The organism is Thermophilibacter provencensis, assembly GCF_900128445.1.
Taxonomy (GTDB): domain Bacteria; phylum Actinomycetota; class Coriobacteriia; order Coriobacteriales; family Atopobiaceae; genus Thermophilibacter; species Thermophilibacter provencensis.
The window spans coordinates 984,403-999,595 of the sequence record NZ_LT671417.1; the positions used below are offsets into that span (position 1 = coordinate 984,403).

At 67.4% G+C, this 15,193-nt stretch carries 16 protein-coding genes; 7 read left to right on the forward strand and 9 right to left on the reverse strand.

Features of this window, described 5'->3' with window-relative positions; genetic code table 11:
- Nucleotides 1-8: 8 nt before the first annotated feature.
- Nucleotides 9-881: a CPBP family intramembrane glutamic endopeptidase gene (locus BQ7391_RS04445; protein WP_075279476.1), complete on the forward strand. Its 873-nt coding sequence runs from the start codon at nt 9-11 to the stop codon at nt 879-881.
- Nucleotides 882-884: 3 nt separating this feature from the next.
- On the opposite strand, the gene BQ7391_RS04450 is transcribed toward BQ7391_RS04445, so the two are convergent.
- Nucleotides 885-1,889 (reverse strand): asparaginase, encoded by a 1,005-nt coding sequence (locus BQ7391_RS04450; RefSeq protein ID WP_075279477.1) that lies wholly within the window; start codon nt 1,887-1,889, stop codon nt 885-887.
- 3 nt (nt 1,890-1,892) lie between these two features.
- Nucleotides 1,893-2,726 carry a Cof-type HAD-IIB family hydrolase gene (locus BQ7391_RS12330; RefSeq protein ID WP_075279478.1) on the reverse strand — a complete coding sequence of 278 codons (834 nt, stop codon included), beginning with the start codon at nt 2,724-2,726 and terminating at the stop codon, nt 1,893-1,895.
- A 276-nt stretch (nt 2,727-3,002) separates the two neighbouring features.
- Here BQ7391_RS12330 and BQ7391_RS12335 point away from each other — a divergent pair, with 276 nt between their 5' ends.
- Nucleotides 3,003-3,929, forward strand: coding sequence for a hypothetical protein (locus tag BQ7391_RS12335; RefSeq protein ID WP_075279479.1), 927 nt, complete (start codon nt 3,003-3,005; stop codon nt 3,927-3,929).
- An 80-nt stretch (nt 3,930-4,009) separates the two neighbouring features.
- On the opposite strand, the gene BQ7391_RS04465 is transcribed toward BQ7391_RS12335, so the two are convergent.
- A complete protein-coding gene (locus tag BQ7391_RS04465; protein WP_075279480.1) occupies nt 4,010-5,491 on the reverse strand; it encodes a DUF1846 domain-containing protein in 1,482 nt (493 codons plus the stop codon).
- An 82-nt stretch (nt 5,492-5,573) separates the two neighbouring features.
- A complete protein-coding gene (locus BQ7391_RS04470; protein ID WP_075279481.1) occupies nt 5,574-5,951 on the reverse strand; it encodes a hypothetical protein in 378 nt (125 codons plus the stop codon).
- Between the two features lie 203 nt (nt 5,952-6,154).
- Between BQ7391_RS04470 and BQ7391_RS04475 the strand changes: the two genes are divergently transcribed.
- The 4 genes from BQ7391_RS04475 to BQ7391_RS04490 are packed head-to-tail and all read left to right on the forward strand — an operon-like array spanning nt 6,155 to nt 9,730.
- Nucleotides 6,155-7,543 carry an alpha/beta hydrolase-fold protein gene (locus tag BQ7391_RS04475; RefSeq protein ID WP_075279482.1) on the forward strand — a complete coding sequence of 463 codons (1,389 nt, stop codon included), beginning with the start codon at nt 6,155-6,157 and terminating at the stop codon, nt 7,541-7,543.
- Nucleotides 7,544-8,770, forward strand: a complete 1,227-nt coding sequence (locus BQ7391_RS04480; protein WP_075279483.1) for an ATP-grasp domain-containing protein — start codon at nt 7,544-7,546, stop codon at nt 8,768-8,770.
- Nucleotides 8,745-9,224, forward strand: a complete 480-nt coding sequence (locus tag BQ7391_RS04485; protein WP_075279484.1) for a GNAT family N-acetyltransferase — start codon at nt 8,745-8,747, stop codon at nt 9,222-9,224. Before BQ7391_RS04480 ends, BQ7391_RS04485 begins: the two co-directional genes overlap by 26 nt.
- Complete coding sequence (locus BQ7391_RS04490; RefSeq protein ID WP_235858619.1) at nt 9,221-9,730, forward strand: pyridoxamine 5'-phosphate oxidase family protein; 510 nt, start codon at nt 9,221-9,223, stop codon at nt 9,728-9,730. Before BQ7391_RS04485 ends, BQ7391_RS04490 begins: the two co-directional genes overlap by 4 nt.
- Before the next feature lie 115 nt (nt 9,731-9,845).
- Here BQ7391_RS04490 and epsC read toward each other — a convergent pair whose 3' ends face one another.
- The 5 genes from epsC to BQ7391_RS04515 form a co-directional block, all read right to left on the reverse strand.
- Complete coding sequence (gene epsC, locus BQ7391_RS04495; protein WP_075279485.1) at nt 9,846-10,496, reverse strand: serine O-acetyltransferase EpsC; 651 nt, start codon at nt 10,494-10,496, stop codon at nt 9,846-9,848.
- Complete coding sequence (cysK, locus tag BQ7391_RS04500) at nt 10,496-11,407, reverse strand: cysteine synthase A (protein WP_075279486.1); 912 nt, start codon at nt 11,405-11,407, stop codon at nt 10,496-10,498. Before cysK ends, epsC begins: the two co-directional genes overlap by 1 nt.
- A gap of 177 nt (nt 11,408-11,584) precedes the next feature.
- Complete coding sequence (pth2, locus tag BQ7391_RS04505) at nt 11,585-12,019, reverse strand: aminoacyl-tRNA hydrolase (protein WP_075279487.1); 435 nt, start codon at nt 12,017-12,019, stop codon at nt 11,585-11,587.
- A gap of 51 nt (nt 12,020-12,070) precedes the next feature.
- On the reverse strand, nt 12,071-13,249 hold the full coding sequence (locus tag BQ7391_RS04510) for a cation diffusion facilitator family transporter (RefSeq protein ID WP_075279488.1): 1,179 nt from the start codon (nt 13,247-13,249) through the stop codon (nt 12,071-12,073).
- A gap of 49 nt (nt 13,250-13,298) precedes the next feature.
- Nucleotides 13,299-14,399, reverse strand: a complete 1,101-nt coding sequence (locus tag BQ7391_RS04515) for an acyltransferase family protein (RefSeq protein ID WP_075279489.1) — start codon at nt 14,397-14,399, stop codon at nt 13,299-13,301.
- A gap of 214 nt (nt 14,400-14,613) precedes the next feature.
- Here BQ7391_RS04515 and BQ7391_RS04520 point away from each other — a divergent pair, with 214 nt between their 5' ends.
- Entirely contained in the window at nt 14,614-15,054 is a 441-nt protein-coding gene (locus tag BQ7391_RS04520; protein ID WP_075279490.1) for a prepilin peptidase, read from the forward strand.
- Nucleotides 15,055-15,193 lie beyond the last annotated feature (139 nt).

The following is a 15,193-nucleotide window of genomic DNA, read 5'->3' on the forward strand; positions in this document are numbered from 1 at the left end:
GGCCGCGTATGGAGATCGGTATTCCTGGCGAGGATGGGGAGCCGCCGGCGCCGCGTCACGGTGCGGGATACGTGGCAAGGTGGCTGCTTGCCGCCGCGGCGACGGCCCCTGCCTACCTCCTCGCGCAGGTGCTTGCCTCCCTGGTGGCGGGCATCGCCCTGCTGACGACCGACGTTGACGCGCTGATGCTTGCTGCGACGCTGGCGGGCCTTGCCCTCGCCGTGCCGTGGTGGCTCCACCTGAGGCCGCGCTCGCTCCTGCGTCGCGAGGGGGCGCGTCCCTCTCGCCCTGCGCAAGGAGCTCTGCTCGTCTGCGCGCTGCTTGCGCTTGGCGTGGTCCTGCAGGTGACGATCTCGTGCGTGCTCTCCCTGGTGCTGCCGCTCTTTCCCGGAGTGATGGACGGCTATCTCGAGCTCATGGAGCTCGCTGGAATCTCAGATGCGATGAGCCCCGCGGCGCTCGTCGAAGTCGCCGTAATCGCGCCCATTGCGGAGGAGTCCCTCTGTCGCGGCGTTACCCTCGAGTTCTCGCTGCGTGCGTTCTGCCCGGGGCGGCCGCCCGCATCTCGCGCCGAGGTTCCGGCCGCGCGCTTCTGGGCGGCCAACGTCATCCAGGCGCTGGTTTTTGGCGTCATGCACCTCAACGTCGTGCAGGGCGTCTACGCCTTCGCCCTTGGCCTGCTGCTGGGCTGGGTCTTCCGGCGCACAGGGCGGCTGCGCGCCGCCGTCCTGCTCCACATGGCCGTCAACGCCTCCTCTGCGCTCATGGACTCCCTCGGCCTGCTGTTGGACGGGCTCCTCGTTCCCACGGTTCTGGTCGGCGGGCTCGCGACCGTGGCGCTGGTGCGGGCGGCCGCGCGGCTGACCGGCGACTCCGCCTAGGCGCTAGCGCGGCATGCGATCGTGGTTGACCTCCTGGTAGAAGAGGCGTGAGAGCTCGGCGGGCTCGCGGGTCTGGCCGAGCGCCCACATCGTCTTGGCGACGAGGGCCTCGGTGGTCATGTCGTCGCCCTTGAGGATGCCGTCCTTCTCGGCGTAGGCGTGGCCGACCTCGTAGACGCCGAGGTCGAGGCCCTCCTCCGGCACCTGTGTGGTGACCACGAGGGCGCGTCCGGAGTCGACCCAGTCGAAGATTGCGTCCTGGTAGGACCCGTCGTACGCCGGGATGCCGCCGATGCCAAAGGTCTCGAGGATGACGGCGTCGTAGTCGGGCTTGAGGAGGCCGAAGATCGTGGGCTTGAGCTCCGGAGTGAGCTTGAGCACGATGACGCGCTCGTTGAGGGCGTCGTAGAAGCGCGGGCCTCCGTGGTCGCGGCGCGCCGGCCCCATCCCCGCCGGGCGAACGATGCTGCCGCCGCGGACATACGCGAGTGACGGGAAGTTCATGCTCGAGAACGCGTTGAAGCTCATCGTGCGCTGCTTGCGGGCGCGCGTGCCGCAGATGACCTTGCCGCCGAAGACCACGGACACGTCGCGGGAGGCCGGGTCGCAGGCGTAGAGGACGCTGTGGTAGAGGTTGAGCTTGGCGTCGGTGAAGGGGTTCGCCATCGGCTGCTGGGAGCCGGTGAGGACGATCGGCCTGTCGCTGTCCTGGATGAGGTAGGAGAGGGCGGCGGCGGTGTAGGCCATGGTGTCGGTGCCGTGGAGGATCACGAAGCCGTCATAGCGGTCGTAGCCGTCTCGGATGACCCGGGCGATGCTCAGCCAGTCGCGCGGGCGCATGTTGGTGCTGTCGATGTTCATGGGCTGAACGAAGTCGAGGTCGCAGAGGGTGTCGATGAGCGGCACGCGTGCGGCGAGCTCCTTGCCGGTGAGGGTGGGGGCAAGGCCCGCCCCGTCCTCGGTCGATGCGATCGTGCCGCCGGTGGCGATGATGAGGATGCGCTTCATGGCCTATTCCTCGTTTTCGAGCAGGAACCTGCGGATGGCCTCCGCGCAGCCGTCGTGGTCGTTGTCGGCGACGACGGCATCCGCCACGGCCCGCGCGCTCTCGTTGGCGTTGCCCATTGCGATGCCGAGGCCTGCGGCGCGGAGCATCCCAAGGTCGTTGTCCGCGTCGCCGACGGCGATCGTGGCGTCTCGGGGGATGCCAAGCAGCTCGGCGAGCGCGAGGAGCCCGGTGCCCTTGTTCACGCCGGCGGGGGAGAACTCGAGGCTGGAGACCTCTGAGTTGGCGAGCTCAACCGGGAGGTCGGCCACGCGCTCGCGCACGCTCTGGCGCAGCTCCGGGGTTGCGCAGTGGAAAATGAACTTCTGATAGGTGACGGACGGGTCGAGGAGCTGCGCTCGAATGTCCTTGACCGGCGAGGCGGTGGCTCGGTAGAGCCCCCGATAGATGCCCATGTTGTACCGGTCCATGGAGCTGAGGTGCGAGTCCTGGCAGAAGAACCCGTGACCGGAGAACGCGTCGATCATCGCGTCATCGCCGCCAAGCGCCTCGAGCGCCCGGGCGATGACGTCGTGCTCGAGCGGAGAGGCGGAGAGCACCCGGCGCTCCACGAGGTCGTAGAGGATGGTCCCGTTGCAGCAGATGGCGTAGCGGACGTCGCCGATGCTCTCGAGGTCAAGCTCGACCATCTTGGGGCAGCGGCCCGTGCAGATGGCGACGGCCTTGCCGGCGTCGAGCGCCTCGGCGATGGCCGTGCGTGAGGAGGCGAGGACCTCCTTTTTGCTGCTGAGCAGCGTGCCGTCCATATCGAAGGCTATGAGCTGGTAGTTCACGTCCATCCTCTCTCCATGACCGACCGGACTAGGATACCGCGAGAGATGATGAGGTATGGGGAAGATTGCCTTTGGGCTCCTGGAATCTCGGTTTTTGGAGAAGCTGGATTTAGCCGATGACGCATAACCCGACAAATTTGTCTCATTTTCATCAAAACTGTCGGGTTGTGCGGCGCACGCCCTTCTGCAAAAGAGTGCGTTTTGATGATGCCGCATAACATATAGTAATAGTTTATAATAACCCAATAGATATAGACGAATATATAAAGGACAAACTACACTATGATAACCATTGTTAGTGAGAGCGCTCTTGAAATACTGTCGGACGATGCGATGCTGTCGAGGCTGGGAGATCCATGTCAGGCCTCGAACCTCGAGTGGTCTACCTTCTCCTGGTCGGATGTCAGGGAACTCGGTGGCCTCATCGCGTTTGACCAGAGGCGCCCGATCCACGTGCTCGTGGGTAAGCCTGCTGACCGCGTTCACTCTGATCGAGTGGTGAGTCATGTATGGTCGGGACCCATTCCGCCCGGCTCGCTCTATCACCTGGCTCCGGGGGTGCTCATTGCCTCTCCCGGCTTCTGCTATCTCATGGCGTCGGGATCACTGAGCAAGCCGAGGGCCATCTCGATTGGGATGGAATGCGTGGGGCTCTATGGAAGGCGGCACGATGCCCGCGGCTTCAGCGATCGCAATCAGCTGATGACCAAGGCAGAGCTTGTTGACTATCTCAAGGGTGCGAAAGGATGCTATGGATGTCGAAACGCGCTCAGGTTCTTGCCCTACGTGCTGGAGCGGTCGAGGTCTCCGATGGAGACTGCCATGGTCCTCGTCCTAACGATTCCGAGCAGAGAGGGAGGGTTCGGGCTTCCTCGACCTGAGCTCAACATGACCATCAGGCCTCGTCCCAACGAGTTTTCCCTGAGCCAGCGCTCCCACTATGAGGTTGATGCCTGTTGGGAGAGACAGCGTCTCGTGCTTGAGTACAACAGCTATTCCGACCATCTGTCCAGGGAGGCCTTGGACAGGGACGCCATGAAGGCCAACTCGCTTAGGAGCCTGGGCTGGAAGGTCCTAGTCGTCACGCGCGCGCAGTTAGAGGGCGACGCCCTGAGCGTACTGGCATATCAGGTGGCGCGAGGGCTCGGGATAAAAAGGCGACATCCTAAGGCTGAGGAACGAGACAGGCTGCTCGAAGAGCTCCTCTAGAATGATTCGGGTCGCATAACCCGACAAAATGCACGTAAAGGCGCGGAAAGTGTCAGGGTATGCGACCCGGGGTTACTTCGTTACCGGTGATAGTACGTCTGACGCTCGTACTTGGGCTCGCAGCAGACGTTGATGCCAAGGTTGCGATAGGTGCGCATGTCCGCCTCGGAGATGATGACTGAGAAATAGGCGTCGCAGCCCGCGAGCTGCTCGAGCGCGTCGACGGTGGCTTCCGCCTGGTCGTTGGTCGCCGAGGAGAGCGAGAGGGCGATGAGCATCTCGTCGGAGTGCAGGCGAGGGTTGTGGCTGCGCAGATGATCGGTCTTGAGGTGGCAGATGGGCACGAGCGCCTCCTCGCTCACCACATAGGTCTTCTTGGGGATGCCCGCCATGTGCTTGGCGGCGTTGAGCAACAGCGATGCCGCCGCGCCCATCAGCTCGGACGTCTTGCCGGTCACGAGCTTGCCGTCAGGCAGGACCATCGCTGCGGCGGGGCCTCCCGTCTCCTTCTCCTTGGCAAGTGCCGCCTGGTGGGCGGGCGAGTAGTCGCAGGTGACGTCGACCTGGCGCATGAGCAGTTCAATCTTCTCCAGAGCCTCGGCCCCCTGGCCGGTACGGCGCATCTCCTCGGCGGTTGCGAAGTGGCGGCGCACAATCTCGTTCTTGGCGGCCTCCTGACAGACCTCGTCGTCGGAGATGCACAGGCCCACCATGTTGACGCCCATGTCGGTGGGAGACTGGTAGGGACTCTCACCGGCGATCTTCTCCATCATGGCCTTGAGCACGGGGAAGGTCTCGACGTCGCGGTTGTAGTTGACCGTCACCTCGCCGTAGGCCTCGAGATGCCACGGGTCGATGATGTTGCGGTCGTCGAGGTCCGCCGTGGCGGCCTCGTAGGCGACGTTCACGGGATGTTTGAGCGGAAGGTTCCAGACGGGGAAGGTCTCGTACTTGGCATAGCCGGCGCGCACGCCGCGCTTGTTCTCGTGATAGAGCTGGGAGAGGCAGGTGGCGAGCTTGCCCGAGCCGGGGCCGGGGGCCGTCACCACGACGAGCGGTCGACTGGTCTCGATGTAGTCGTTCTTGCCGAAGCCCTCGTCGGACACGATGTGGTTAACGTCGGAGGGGTAGCCGTCGATGAGGTAGTGGCGCCATACGGATACGCCCATGCCCTCGAGTCGGCTCTGGAACGCCTCGGCATGCGGCTGCCCGGTGAAGTGCGTGATGCAGATGCCGCCCACCATGAGGCCGCGCGCGCGGAATGAGTCCATGAGGCGCAGCGCGTCCTCCTCGTAGGTGATGCCGATGTCGGAGCGGCGCTTGGCGTTCTCGATGTTGTCCGCATTGATGACGATGATCGCCTCGGCCTCGTCGCGCAGGCTCTCGAGCATGCGGATCTTGGAGTCGGGCTCAAAGCCCGGCAGCACGCGGCTCGCGTGATAGTCGTCGAAGAGCTTGCCGCCGAACTCGAGGTAGAGCTTGCCGCCGAACTGCCCGATGCGCTTGCGAATCTTCTCCGCCTGAAGGGAGATGTACTTGTCGTTGTCAAATCCGATGCGCATCTGCGGGGGTCCTTTCTGCTCTTATGGGCGGTGAGCCAACAAGAAAGGGTAGCACGCCTTTCCCCCGCGACCGTCTCAGAACCTACGCGGTGAGAAAAACGAGCATCTCTACCACGGTTCCCACCGCGAGAAAGCTCACGGCGGCCACGCTCACGGCGGCCCCCCAGGGCAGGCCGACCTCGTGCCAGAACGACCGGAAGGTGTCGTCCTCGTGCGGGGTCATGATGCCGTCCGGGCGGTCGCGCCCGGAGACGAGAAGGCCGCAGCCCCCGGTGACGAGGCAGAGCGACCCCACCACAAAGAGCAGCTTTCGGGCCCAGTCGAGCCCCGTGCGCCAGTCGAGGCCGTGGGCGAGGAAGGCAAAGACGAAGGCGACGATCCCGAGCCCAAGCGCGGCGATGGCGCCGAGCCGAAGCGATTTCACGACGCCCGAGAGCGCCTTCCTCTTTCCGTTGCCCATGGGTCCTCCCTCTGCCATATTAGGGTCGCTGCCAGCGAGCCTGCGGGCACGAAGCATTGTGTTCCAGATGTGCGCGGGGCGCAAATCACAGGCCCCATCATTTCCATTTCGTTCAGGCCTTACGCGCGAAATACACAGGCGCGGCCCATAAGCGCTAGAATACGGCTTTGCTTTTGATAGTCCGTACTCATAGGGGAGTAACTATGGACAAGAAGATGGTCGTTCGCCACAGCGAGGTTCTCGGAGAGGATCTCGATGTCATCGTGTATGGTACCGCCGGTCAGCCCGTCATGGCGTTCGCCCCGCTCGGGCAGCGCCCGGAGAGCCTCGAGGAGGTCGGGCTTGTCGACGAGCTCTCCGACTACCTCGACGCCGGCGTGATTCAGCTCTTCAGCGTCAGCAACGTTGACGGCGAGTCCTGGGGCTCCGATGGCTACGCCGTCGAGCGCGCCGCCCGCCAGGAGGCGTACTATCAGGCGGTCTGCGAGGAGATCGTCCCGCTCGTCGCCGAGGTGAGCGGCTCGGGCGCCCGTCCGCTGGCCCTGGGCTTCGACCTGGGCGCCACCCACGCCGCGGTCTTCGCGCTGCGCCGCCCGGACCTCTTCCAGGGCTGCGTCTGCCTGTCGGGCGCCTATGACGCCAGCCGCTACTTCGGCGACTGGATGGATGCCACGCTCTACGACAACACGCCGTGCGCGTTCCTTCCCAACATGCCGACCGACCACCCCTACATCGCGCTCTACAACCAGCGCCAGCTGCTGTTCTGCTGCGGCCAGGAGGGGAGCGAGGCAGACAGCCTGCGCACCACGCGCGAGATAGATGCCCAGCTCCAGCGCCTGGGCGTCGAGGCCTGGTGCGACTACTGGGGCGGCGACGTCTCGCACACCTGGTTCTGGTGGAAGAAGCAGATCCGCTACTTCATGCCGATCGTGCTCGAGGACGTGGAGAAGACCACGGCAGCCGAGAAGGCCGCTGCCAAGAAGAAGGCGCCTGCCCGCAGGCGCGCCGCCGCGAAGAAGCCGGCCGCCAAGAAGGCCGTCGCGAAGGCTGCCGAGAAGGACGATGCGGTGACGGAGGAGAAGCCGGCCGCCAAGAAGCCTGCCGCGAAGAGGGCAGCCACCGCCAAGGCCACGGCTGGTGCCGCCGTCAAGTCCGCCGCGGAGGAGAAGCCGGCCGCAGCCAAGAGGCCGGCAGCGAAGAAGGCTGCGGCTGCGGAGAAGTCCGAGCCCGCCAAGAAGCCGACCGCCGCAAAGGCGGCCAAGGCCGCCGAGCCCGCCGAGCCCGCCGAGGAGAAGCCCGCCGCCAAGCCTGCCGCCAAGAAGACCGCCGCCAAGGCGACGACGAAGGCCGCGGCCGCCAAGGCCACGGCGACCAAGACCGCCGCCAAGGCGACGACGACCGCGAAGGCCGCCACGACCAAGGCGCCGGCCGCGAAGTCCTCCACGGCGACCAAGACCGCCACGACCAAGGCTGCCACGACCAAGGCCGCCGCCACGAAGAAGACCGCCGCCGAGGCGCCCGCGGCCAAGAAGCCGGCCGCCAAGAGGACGACGCGCTCGACCGCGAAGAAGCAGGACACGAGCGCCGAGTAGATGAACTTCGTCTTTGTCTCTCCGCAGTTCCCCGAGGTCTACTGGAAGTTCTGCGCCGCGCTCCGTCGCAACGGGGCGCGCGCCCTCGGGATTGGGGACACGCCCTACGACGCCCTGGCCCCCGAGGTCAGGGCGTCGCTCGATGAGTACTACTGGGTGTCGGACCTCGGCAACTACGACGAGGTCTTTCGTGCCGTGGCGTTCTTCTCGTTCAAGTACGGCAAGGTGGACTGGGTGGAGTCCAACAATGAGCACTGGCTCGCCCAGGACGCGCGCCTGCGCGAGGACTTCAACGTCCGCACGGGACCGCTTCCCGCTCAGGTCGCCACATGGCAGAGCAAGGCCGCCCAGAAGCCGCTCTACGCCGCGGCAGGGGTCCCGACGGCCCGGCAGACGCGTCTCACCACCTTCGACGAGACGCGCTGGTTCATCGGTGAGATGGGGCACTTCCCCGTCTTCGCCAAGCCGGAGGTCGGCGTGGGGTCGGCGGGGGCGCGCCTGCTCGCGAGCGACGGCGACCTACGCGACCTCATAGCCGAGCACGGGGACGTTCCGTACGTGGTCGAGCAGTACGTCGAGGGCGACATCTGCTCCTACGACGCCCTCCTCAACAGTCGGGGCGAGCCCCTGCTCGAGAACCAGGAGGAGTTCCCGCCCTCGATGGCCGACGTCGCCCAGCGTCAGCTCGACCTGAGCTACCGCTCCCTGCCGAGCGTCGACCCCGCGCTCGCCCGTGCGGGCCGCGCGCTCGCTCGATCGTTCGGACTTGCGAGCCGCTTCGTCCACATGGAGTTCTTCCGCCTCTCCCACGATCGCCCCGGCCTGGGCGGCGCCGGGGACTACGTGGGGCTCGAGGTGAACGTCCGGCCGCCCGGGGGCTCGACCCCCGAGATGATCTGCCACGCGCATGGCATCGACGTCTACCAGGCGTGGGCGGACATGGTGTGTCATGACGAGGTGCGCTGCGAGCCGTCGGCAGATCCCGCCGTCTGCGTCTACGCGGGCAGGCGAGACGTCCACCGCTACCTGCGGACGCACGACGAGGTCATGGAGCGATGGGGAGGCGCCATCGTCTCGTGCGGGCGCGTTCCCGCCGCGCTCTCGGATGACCTAGGAGACCAGCAGTACACGGCGCGCTTCGGGACCTCGGAAGAGGCTGACGAGTTCGTCGCGTACGTCCAGGAGAGGAGGCACTTTGGCCATGATGGTCCGAAGGGCGAAAGATGAGGACCTGCCCGGCGTGACGAGACTGCTGCGGCAGGTGCTGGAGGTCCATGCCGCGGGGCGTCCCGACCTCTTTCGAGCGGGCACTCGCAAGTACACGGACGAGGAGCTGCTGGCTATCTTTGCCGACGACGGGCGCCCGGTCTTCGTGGCAGTGGAGGAGGATGCGGCGCCGGGGGAGGTGCTCGGCCACGCGTTCTGCGAGGTCCAGGACTTTCGCTCGAGCAACAACATGCAGCCGATCCTCTCGCTTTACGTGGATGACATCTGCGTGGACGAGCGGGCGCGCGGGAGGCACGTGGGGACGGCGCTCTATCGGCGCGTCGTCGAGCACGCGCGCGAGCTCGGGTGTCACAACCTGACGCTCAACGTGTGGTCGTGCAACCCCGGGGCGCGCGCGTTCTATGACGCGATGGGGCTCGTCCCGCAGAAGACGTGCCTGGAGCAGGTGCTGTGACGGCCCCGCGGGAGATGCGGCGCGCCCGCCGCGAGGTGTCTGACCTGGCGGAGCTGAGGTCGATCGTCGACCGGGCGCGGGTCCTGCGCGTCGGCTCTGCGGACGACGAGGGGCCCTTCGTCGTGCCCATGAGCTTTGGCTACGAGGTGCTGGGCGAGAAGGACGACGGCCCGCGCTGGGTCTTCTGGATGCACTCTGCGGGAGAGGGGCGCAAGGCCGAGGCGTGGGCGGCCGACCCGACGGTCGCGCTCGAGCTCGACGTGCCCGCGGGCGTGATCGAGGGCGACTTCGCCTGCGCGTACTCGTATGCGTACGAGAGCGTCATGGCGGTCGGTGCCATCTCGTGCGTGACGGGGGCGGAGGAGAAGGTCCACGGGCTCGCGCGCATCATGGAGCACATGGCGCCCGGGGCGCCCGTCTCGTTCTCCGAGGCGGCGCTCGAGCGCACCGCCGTTTGGCGTGTCGACGTCTCGCGCCTCACCGGAAAACGCCGCGACATGGCCTGATAGGAGAGCAGCCCTGTAGAGGGGGGCGTGCGAAGGGGACAGGCACTTTTGCACGGTCCTGCCGTGCAAAAGTGCCTGTCCCCTTTGCACGCCCCCTTCGCACGCTGTCGCTGCGCTACTTCTCCACGAGCCAGCTCTTGCCGGAGTCGTCGGTGACGCAGACCACGTCGGCGAAGAGCGGGCACTCGCGCGTGCGCACCACGCGGGCGGGGTTGCCCACGACGGTGGTATGCGGCGGGACGTCGTCCACCACCACCGAGCCGGCACCCACGCGGGCGCCGTCGCCCACCGTGATGGTGCCGAGGAGGATGGACCCGGCCCCGATGAGCACGCCGTCACCCAGGGTGGGGTGGCGCTTGCCGCCGTGCTTGCCGGTCATGCCGAGCGTCGCGCCATGATACATGAGGCAATCGTCACCGATGACGGCGGTCCCGCCGATGACCACGCCGACGCCGTGGTCGATGGTGAATCGTCGGCCTATCCGCGCGGCGGGATGGATGTCGGCGCCGTACTTGATGCGGGAGCGCATGGCGAGCCAGAGCGCGAGCGAGCGATGCCCCCGCTCGTAGAGCCAGTGCTGGATGCGATAGGCGCGCACGATGCGATAGCCCGCCGAGAAGCGCGTGATGTCGGAGACGCTGTCGGCAGACGGGTCGCGCGCGAGGGCCGCCTCGGCGTCCTCTCGGATCGTGGCGCGCAGACCAAGCCGCGCGTCCTTCTCGCCTTGGGCCGGGGTGCTCGCGGTGACCATGGCAACGGCGTCCATCAGAGGTCCATCGAGAGATAGCGCTCGCCCGTGTCGGGCAGGACGGCGACGATCGTCTTGCCCGCCATGTCAGGCCGCTCGGCGAGCGAGAGGGCGGCCGCGACGGCGGCGCCCGAGGAGATGCCCACGAGGACGCCGAGCTCTCGGGCGAGCCGCTTCATCGTGGTGACGGCGTCGTCAGAGGCAACGGGAACGATCTCGTCAACGACCGAGCGGTCGAAGTTGCCGGGGACGAAGTTGGCGCCGATTCCCTGGATCTTGTGGGGGCCTGCCGCGCCGCCGGCGAGCACCTGCGACTCGGCGGGCTCCACCGCGACGGCGCGAAGGCCGGGGTTCTTCTCCTTGAGGAAGCGAGCGGAGCCCGAGATGGTGCCGCCCGTTCCCACGCCGGCAACGAGGACGTCAACGGAGCCCTCCGTATCGGCCCAGATCTCGGGCCCGGTGGCCTCGTAGTGGGCGCGGGGGTTGGCGGGGTTGTCGAACTGCCCCGCGATGATTGAGTTGGGGGTGGCCGCCGCGAGCTCCTCGGCACGGGCGACGGCGCCGGCCATGCCCTCCGGGCCGGGCGTCAGCACGACTTCGGCGCCATAGGCAGCGGCGAGGCGGCGGCGCTCGACGCTCATGGTCTCCGGCATGGTGAGGATGAGGTGATAGCCGCGGGCGGCGGCGACCATGGCGAGGCCGACGCCGGTGTTGCCGCTCGTGGGCTCGATGATGGTGCCCCCGGGCGCGAGGCGTCCCTCGCGCTCCGCGGCGTCGACCATGGCGCGGGCGACGCGGTCCTTCGCGGAGCCGCCGGGATTGGCGGCCTCGAGCTTTCCGAGGATGGTGACGGGGCTGCTGGTGAGGTCGGAGAGGTCCACCAGGGGGGTGGAGCCAACGAGGGCCTCGACGGTGCGTGCGTGACGCATGGGTGCCTCCTTCGCGATATGTGCTGGCTGCGAGGTGCCGCCGGATGGCGATGTGCTCGCACCGCTAAGGGTGGCACGTATAAACCCTCCGCGCAAGTAGGAATTACGCTTCGGAAACATGCCCGCGTCGCGCCACGTCCGCTGGCGCACCCGGTAAACCGTGCGCAGGCGGCGCGATCAGTAGAGAGGGAGCTCGCCGGTCAGGGGGTCGATCGTCTCAGCGGGGAGCGGCTCGAAGGCGAGGCAGGTGTAGGTGGGCTCGCCGTGGAACTCCGTGTGGCCGGCGTCGCGGACGAGCGCGACGGCGAGGCCGAGCTCGCGGCCGCGCGCGGCGAGGTCGAGCAGCTCCTCCTCGGAGTCCACATAGACGCATACCTTGGCAACGCCGGCGTCGAACCAGTCCGTGAGCGGGCTGCGGTCCGCGTCCGCATGCTCGAGCCAGGCCCATCCGTCCGTCGCTCGGAGCTGGCCGGCGCGGCCCTCGCGCACGAGCGCCATGAGGGTCGCCTCGACGCACGCGTGCCCGGCCTGCGCGGCGATCTTCCCCTTGCGCATCTTGAGGTCGCGGCGCATGACGATCATCTGCTTCGAGAGGTAGCTGCTGGATGGCATGTTGGTTCCAATCTGTGGGACCTGACAGACGACCCTGTCACCATTGTCAGGTTACTGGCGGGAGGAGACGTAGGACTCGTCGACGGTGATCTTGCAGACGGCGCGCGGGTAGTGGTCGCGCACGAGCTCGGAGACGCGGGCGCGCAGCTCGGAGGCGCTGAGCGCGCAGTCGGTGGGCCTGACGCAGTCAAAGATCACGTTGGTGTGCGTGGGGCCGGGGACGCAGCGCAGGTCGTGGATCGAGAGCCGCTCGTCGATGTCCTTCACGGCGAGGTCGATCCAGTGGCGCATGTCACGCACCTGCGGGTCGTTGGTGACGATGGGGTCGAAGTGGAGCGTCATCACGAGCCCCTCGTCGTCCTTGAAGTCCTGCTCGATGTTGTCAAGAAGGTCGTGCTGGTCAAGCGGGTTTCCCTCGGCCGCCATCTCCACGTGCGCGCTCGCGAACTGGCGGCCGGGGCCGTAGTCGTGGACCATGAGGTCATGCGTCCCGAGCACTCCGGGATAGCTCATGATCTTGTCGCGGATGTGCTCGACGTAGGCGGGGTCGGGGACCTTGCCCAGAAGCGGGCTCACGGCCTCCCGGACAAGCTGGATGCCGCTCCAGAGGATGAACCCGCCCACGGCCAGGCCCGCCCAGCCGTCGAGGTCGATGCCGACGAGCTGCGAGACGACGGCGGATGCGAGGACCGCCGCCGTGGCGATGACGTCGTTTCTCGAGTCCACGGCCGTGGCCTCGAGGGTCTCCGAGGAGATGGCGCGCCCGAGGCGCCGGTTGAACGTCGCCATCCAGAGCTTGACCGCCATGGAGCCCACGAGCACGATGACCACGGCGGGCCCGAACTCGGTGGGCTCGGGGCTCATGATCTTCTCGACGGAGGAGCCGACCAGGTTGATGCCGATGGCGCACACCAGGACGGCGACGACGAGGCCCGCCAGGTACTCGTAGCGGCCGTGGCCGTAGGGATGGTCCTCGTCTGCGGGGCGACTCGCGAGCTTGAAGCCGAGCAGGCTCACCACGTTGCTCGAGGCGTCGGAGAGGTTGTTGACCGCGTCTGCGACGATGGAGACCGAGCCGGACACAAGCCCGACGGCGCCCTTTCCCATGCAGAGCAGGAGGTTGCAGACGATGCAGGTCATGCTTGCCACGAGCCCGTAGCGCGTGCGCACCGCCGGGTCCCCCGTGTCACCCGCGTTGGGGACAAACGTCCGTATCAGCCAGCTCGTCATGCCAACTCCCCCTGCCATCTTCTTCGGCAAGGGAGAAGTATACCCACATTCAGCGTATGCGAGCTGCCCTGAGCAGGGGAATCCTCACAAGCTGGTCGAAGGCGAGAAGGGCGGCGAGAAGGACGAGGCTCCAGGCGACGCCCGTGGCGAGAAAGGCCGCCTCGCCGTGATCGAGCGCCGCGAGGCAGAGGTCCCAGCCGAAGGAGCGCCAGAGCGGGGAGAGAAGCGCCTGAGCGACGTAGAAGCCGAGGATGGAGGAGGCGAGCCGGCGGAGGAGCGCGGACAGGCGCGGGGGCATGCGATCGTCGGAGCGCGCGGAGGCGACGGCGACCGAGCAGGCGGCGAGCGCGAAGGAGAGGGCCGAGGTCGACTTGAACGAGAGCGCCACGAGAAGGTCCGTGTTGCCCGCGAGGGCCGCCGCGGCCTCCGCGCCGACGGCCAGTGCCGAGCAGCAGGCGAGCGCGGCCCCGGGTCGGGGGAGCCTGCGCTCGGCGAGCGCGCCGCCCACGAGAAACGCCACGAGATAGCTGGCGGCGCTCATGAGCTTGCGCCACTCGAGGAGGTCGCGGACCTCGTCACCCGGGGAGACGAATGCGATGTAGGCGTTGACCGCAAAGACGCAGGCCGCGAGCGCGCAGACGACGGCGATGGGGTGGCGCACGCGCCCCCAGGCCCATCCGATGAGGGGCGTGGCGAGCACGATGACCAGGTAGACCCAGATGAACTCGAGCCAGGAGAAGATCCAGAGCGGGCTCTCGAGCGAGATGCCCTCTATGGGGACGACCCAGGCGTCGATTGCAAGGGCCCCCAGGACGTAGAGGGCGACGGTCAGGAGGATGGCGACCGAGCGCCGCGCGGCCGCCCTCGCCTGCTCGCGCCAGTAGCCTGGCTCTCCCGAGCGCGCCGCCGCGCGCGGCACGAGGAAGAAGCCCGAGATGAGGAAGAAGACATGGTTTCCGTATGAGCCGAGGAGGTTGACGCACCCGAGCGTCGCGAGCGTGCCGGGGCTCGTCACCCAGACGTCCCAGGCGTCCACCGTCGCGGCGGAGAACCATGGCTGGAAGGTGTGAAAGACGGCGATGCCGAGAATTGCCACGAGCCTGAGCGCCTCAATGCGCGCGTTGCGAGGGGCCTGGGCGTTCTCGGTCATGGGGTCCTTTCGTCGTGGTGGGGTCAAGTATACGTCCGCGACCCCGGTTGCACGAATCTGCCACGAATCCGACGGAGGGCGTCGTTTCTGAAAGAGGGGCAGGTGAGAGAGCGAGAAGGGCCGTCTCGCGGGCATCTCGCCCCTCGCGCGGGAGCCCCTCCCGGTCGCCCCGCCCCCTAGAATGCCGCCAGAGACGGCGGAGAGGGGAGAGACGGTGGATCTTGTCGTTGTTGCCACGTGGGTGGTCGCCCGAGCCGCGCTCGCGGTGGCGCTTGGACTGGCGGCGATTGAGGACCTTGCGCGGAGGGTCATCCCGGACGGGTGCTCGGTCGCGGTGGCGGCGTCGGGGGCCGTGGCTGCCGCGGCGCGGGCGGCGGCGGGCGAGGAGGCCGGCGCGCTCGTGGCAGACGCGCTCGCGGGGGCGCTCGCGACGCTCGGCGTGATGCTCGGCGCGGCGCTCGCCTCGTGGCGGGCGCGGGGGACCCCCGGCGTCGGCGGAGGGGACGTCAAGCTGCTCGGCGCGGTCGGGGTGTGGCTCGGGCCTGCGTGGGGGCTCGCCGCCGTCGCGCTCTCCTGCGGGGGGGGCTCTTATATACATCTTACGCCGCCGGCGAAAAGAGAGGGGGGGGTGGTGGGGGGTGGCCCGGTAATTTAAAAAAAAAAAAATATAGTAGAGTGGGCAGACAGGAGGCTAGAAGGGTGAGGACGAAGTGGTGCCCCTCGCGCCGGGAATCGCGGCGGCGACCCTGGGAATCGTCCTTCTCGGCCTGCCGTGGTGAGGCCTTGCCGGCGTC

What these genes read in the sequence shown, in the direction of transcription:
- BQ7391_RS12335 (WP_075279479.1), top strand. Translation starts at nt 3,003, where the DNA reads ATGATAACCATTGTTAGTGAGAGCGCTCTTGAAATACTGTCGGACGAT.
- BQ7391_RS04465 (WP_075279480.1), bottom strand. Translation starts at nt 5,491, where the DNA reads ATGCGCATCGGATTTGACAACGACAAGTACATCTCCCTTCAGGCGGAG.
- BQ7391_RS04485 (WP_075279484.1), top strand. Translation starts at nt 8,745, where the DNA reads ATGATGGTCCGAAGGGCGAAAGATGAGGACCTGCCCGGCGTGACGAGA.
- pth2 (WP_075279487.1), bottom strand. Translation starts at nt 12,019, where the DNA reads ATGCCATCCAGCAGCTACCTCTCGAAGCAGATGATCGTCATGCGCCGC.
- BQ7391_RS04470 (WP_075279481.1), bottom strand. Translation starts at nt 5,951, where the DNA reads ATGGGCAACGGAAAGAGGAAGGCGCTCTCGGGCGTCGTGAAATCGCTT.
- cysK (WP_075279486.1), bottom strand. Translation starts at nt 11,407, where the DNA reads ATGCGTCACGCACGCACCGTCGAGGCCCTCGTTGGCTCCACCCCCCTG.
- BQ7391_RS04515 (WP_075279489.1), bottom strand. Translation starts at nt 14,399, where the DNA reads ATGACCGAGAACGCCCAGGCCCCTCGCAACGCGCGCATTGAGGCGCTC.
- BQ7391_RS04480 (WP_075279483.1), top strand. Translation starts at nt 7,544, where the DNA reads ATGAACTTCGTCTTTGTCTCTCCGCAGTTCCCCGAGGTCTACTGGAAG.
- BQ7391_RS04450 (WP_075279477.1), bottom strand. Translation starts at nt 1,889, where the DNA reads ATGAAGCGCATCCTCATCATCGCCACCGGCGGCACGATCGCATCGACC.
- BQ7391_RS04445 (WP_075279476.1), top strand. Translation starts at nt 9, where the DNA reads ATGGAGATCGGTATTCCTGGCGAGGATGGGGAGCCGCCGGCGCCGCGT.
- BQ7391_RS04510 (WP_075279488.1), bottom strand. Translation starts at nt 13,249, where the DNA reads ATGACGAGCTGGCTGATACGGACGTTTGTCCCCAACGCGGGTGACACG.
- epsC (WP_075279485.1), bottom strand. Translation starts at nt 10,496, where the DNA reads ATGGACGCCGTTGCCATGGTCACCGCGAGCACCCCGGCCCAAGGCGAG.
- BQ7391_RS12330 (WP_075279478.1), bottom strand. Translation starts at nt 2,726, where the DNA reads ATGGACGTGAACTACCAGCTCATAGCCTTCGATATGGACGGCACGCTG.
- BQ7391_RS04475 (WP_075279482.1), top strand. Translation starts at nt 6,155, where the DNA reads ATGGACAAGAAGATGGTCGTTCGCCACAGCGAGGTTCTCGGAGAGGAT.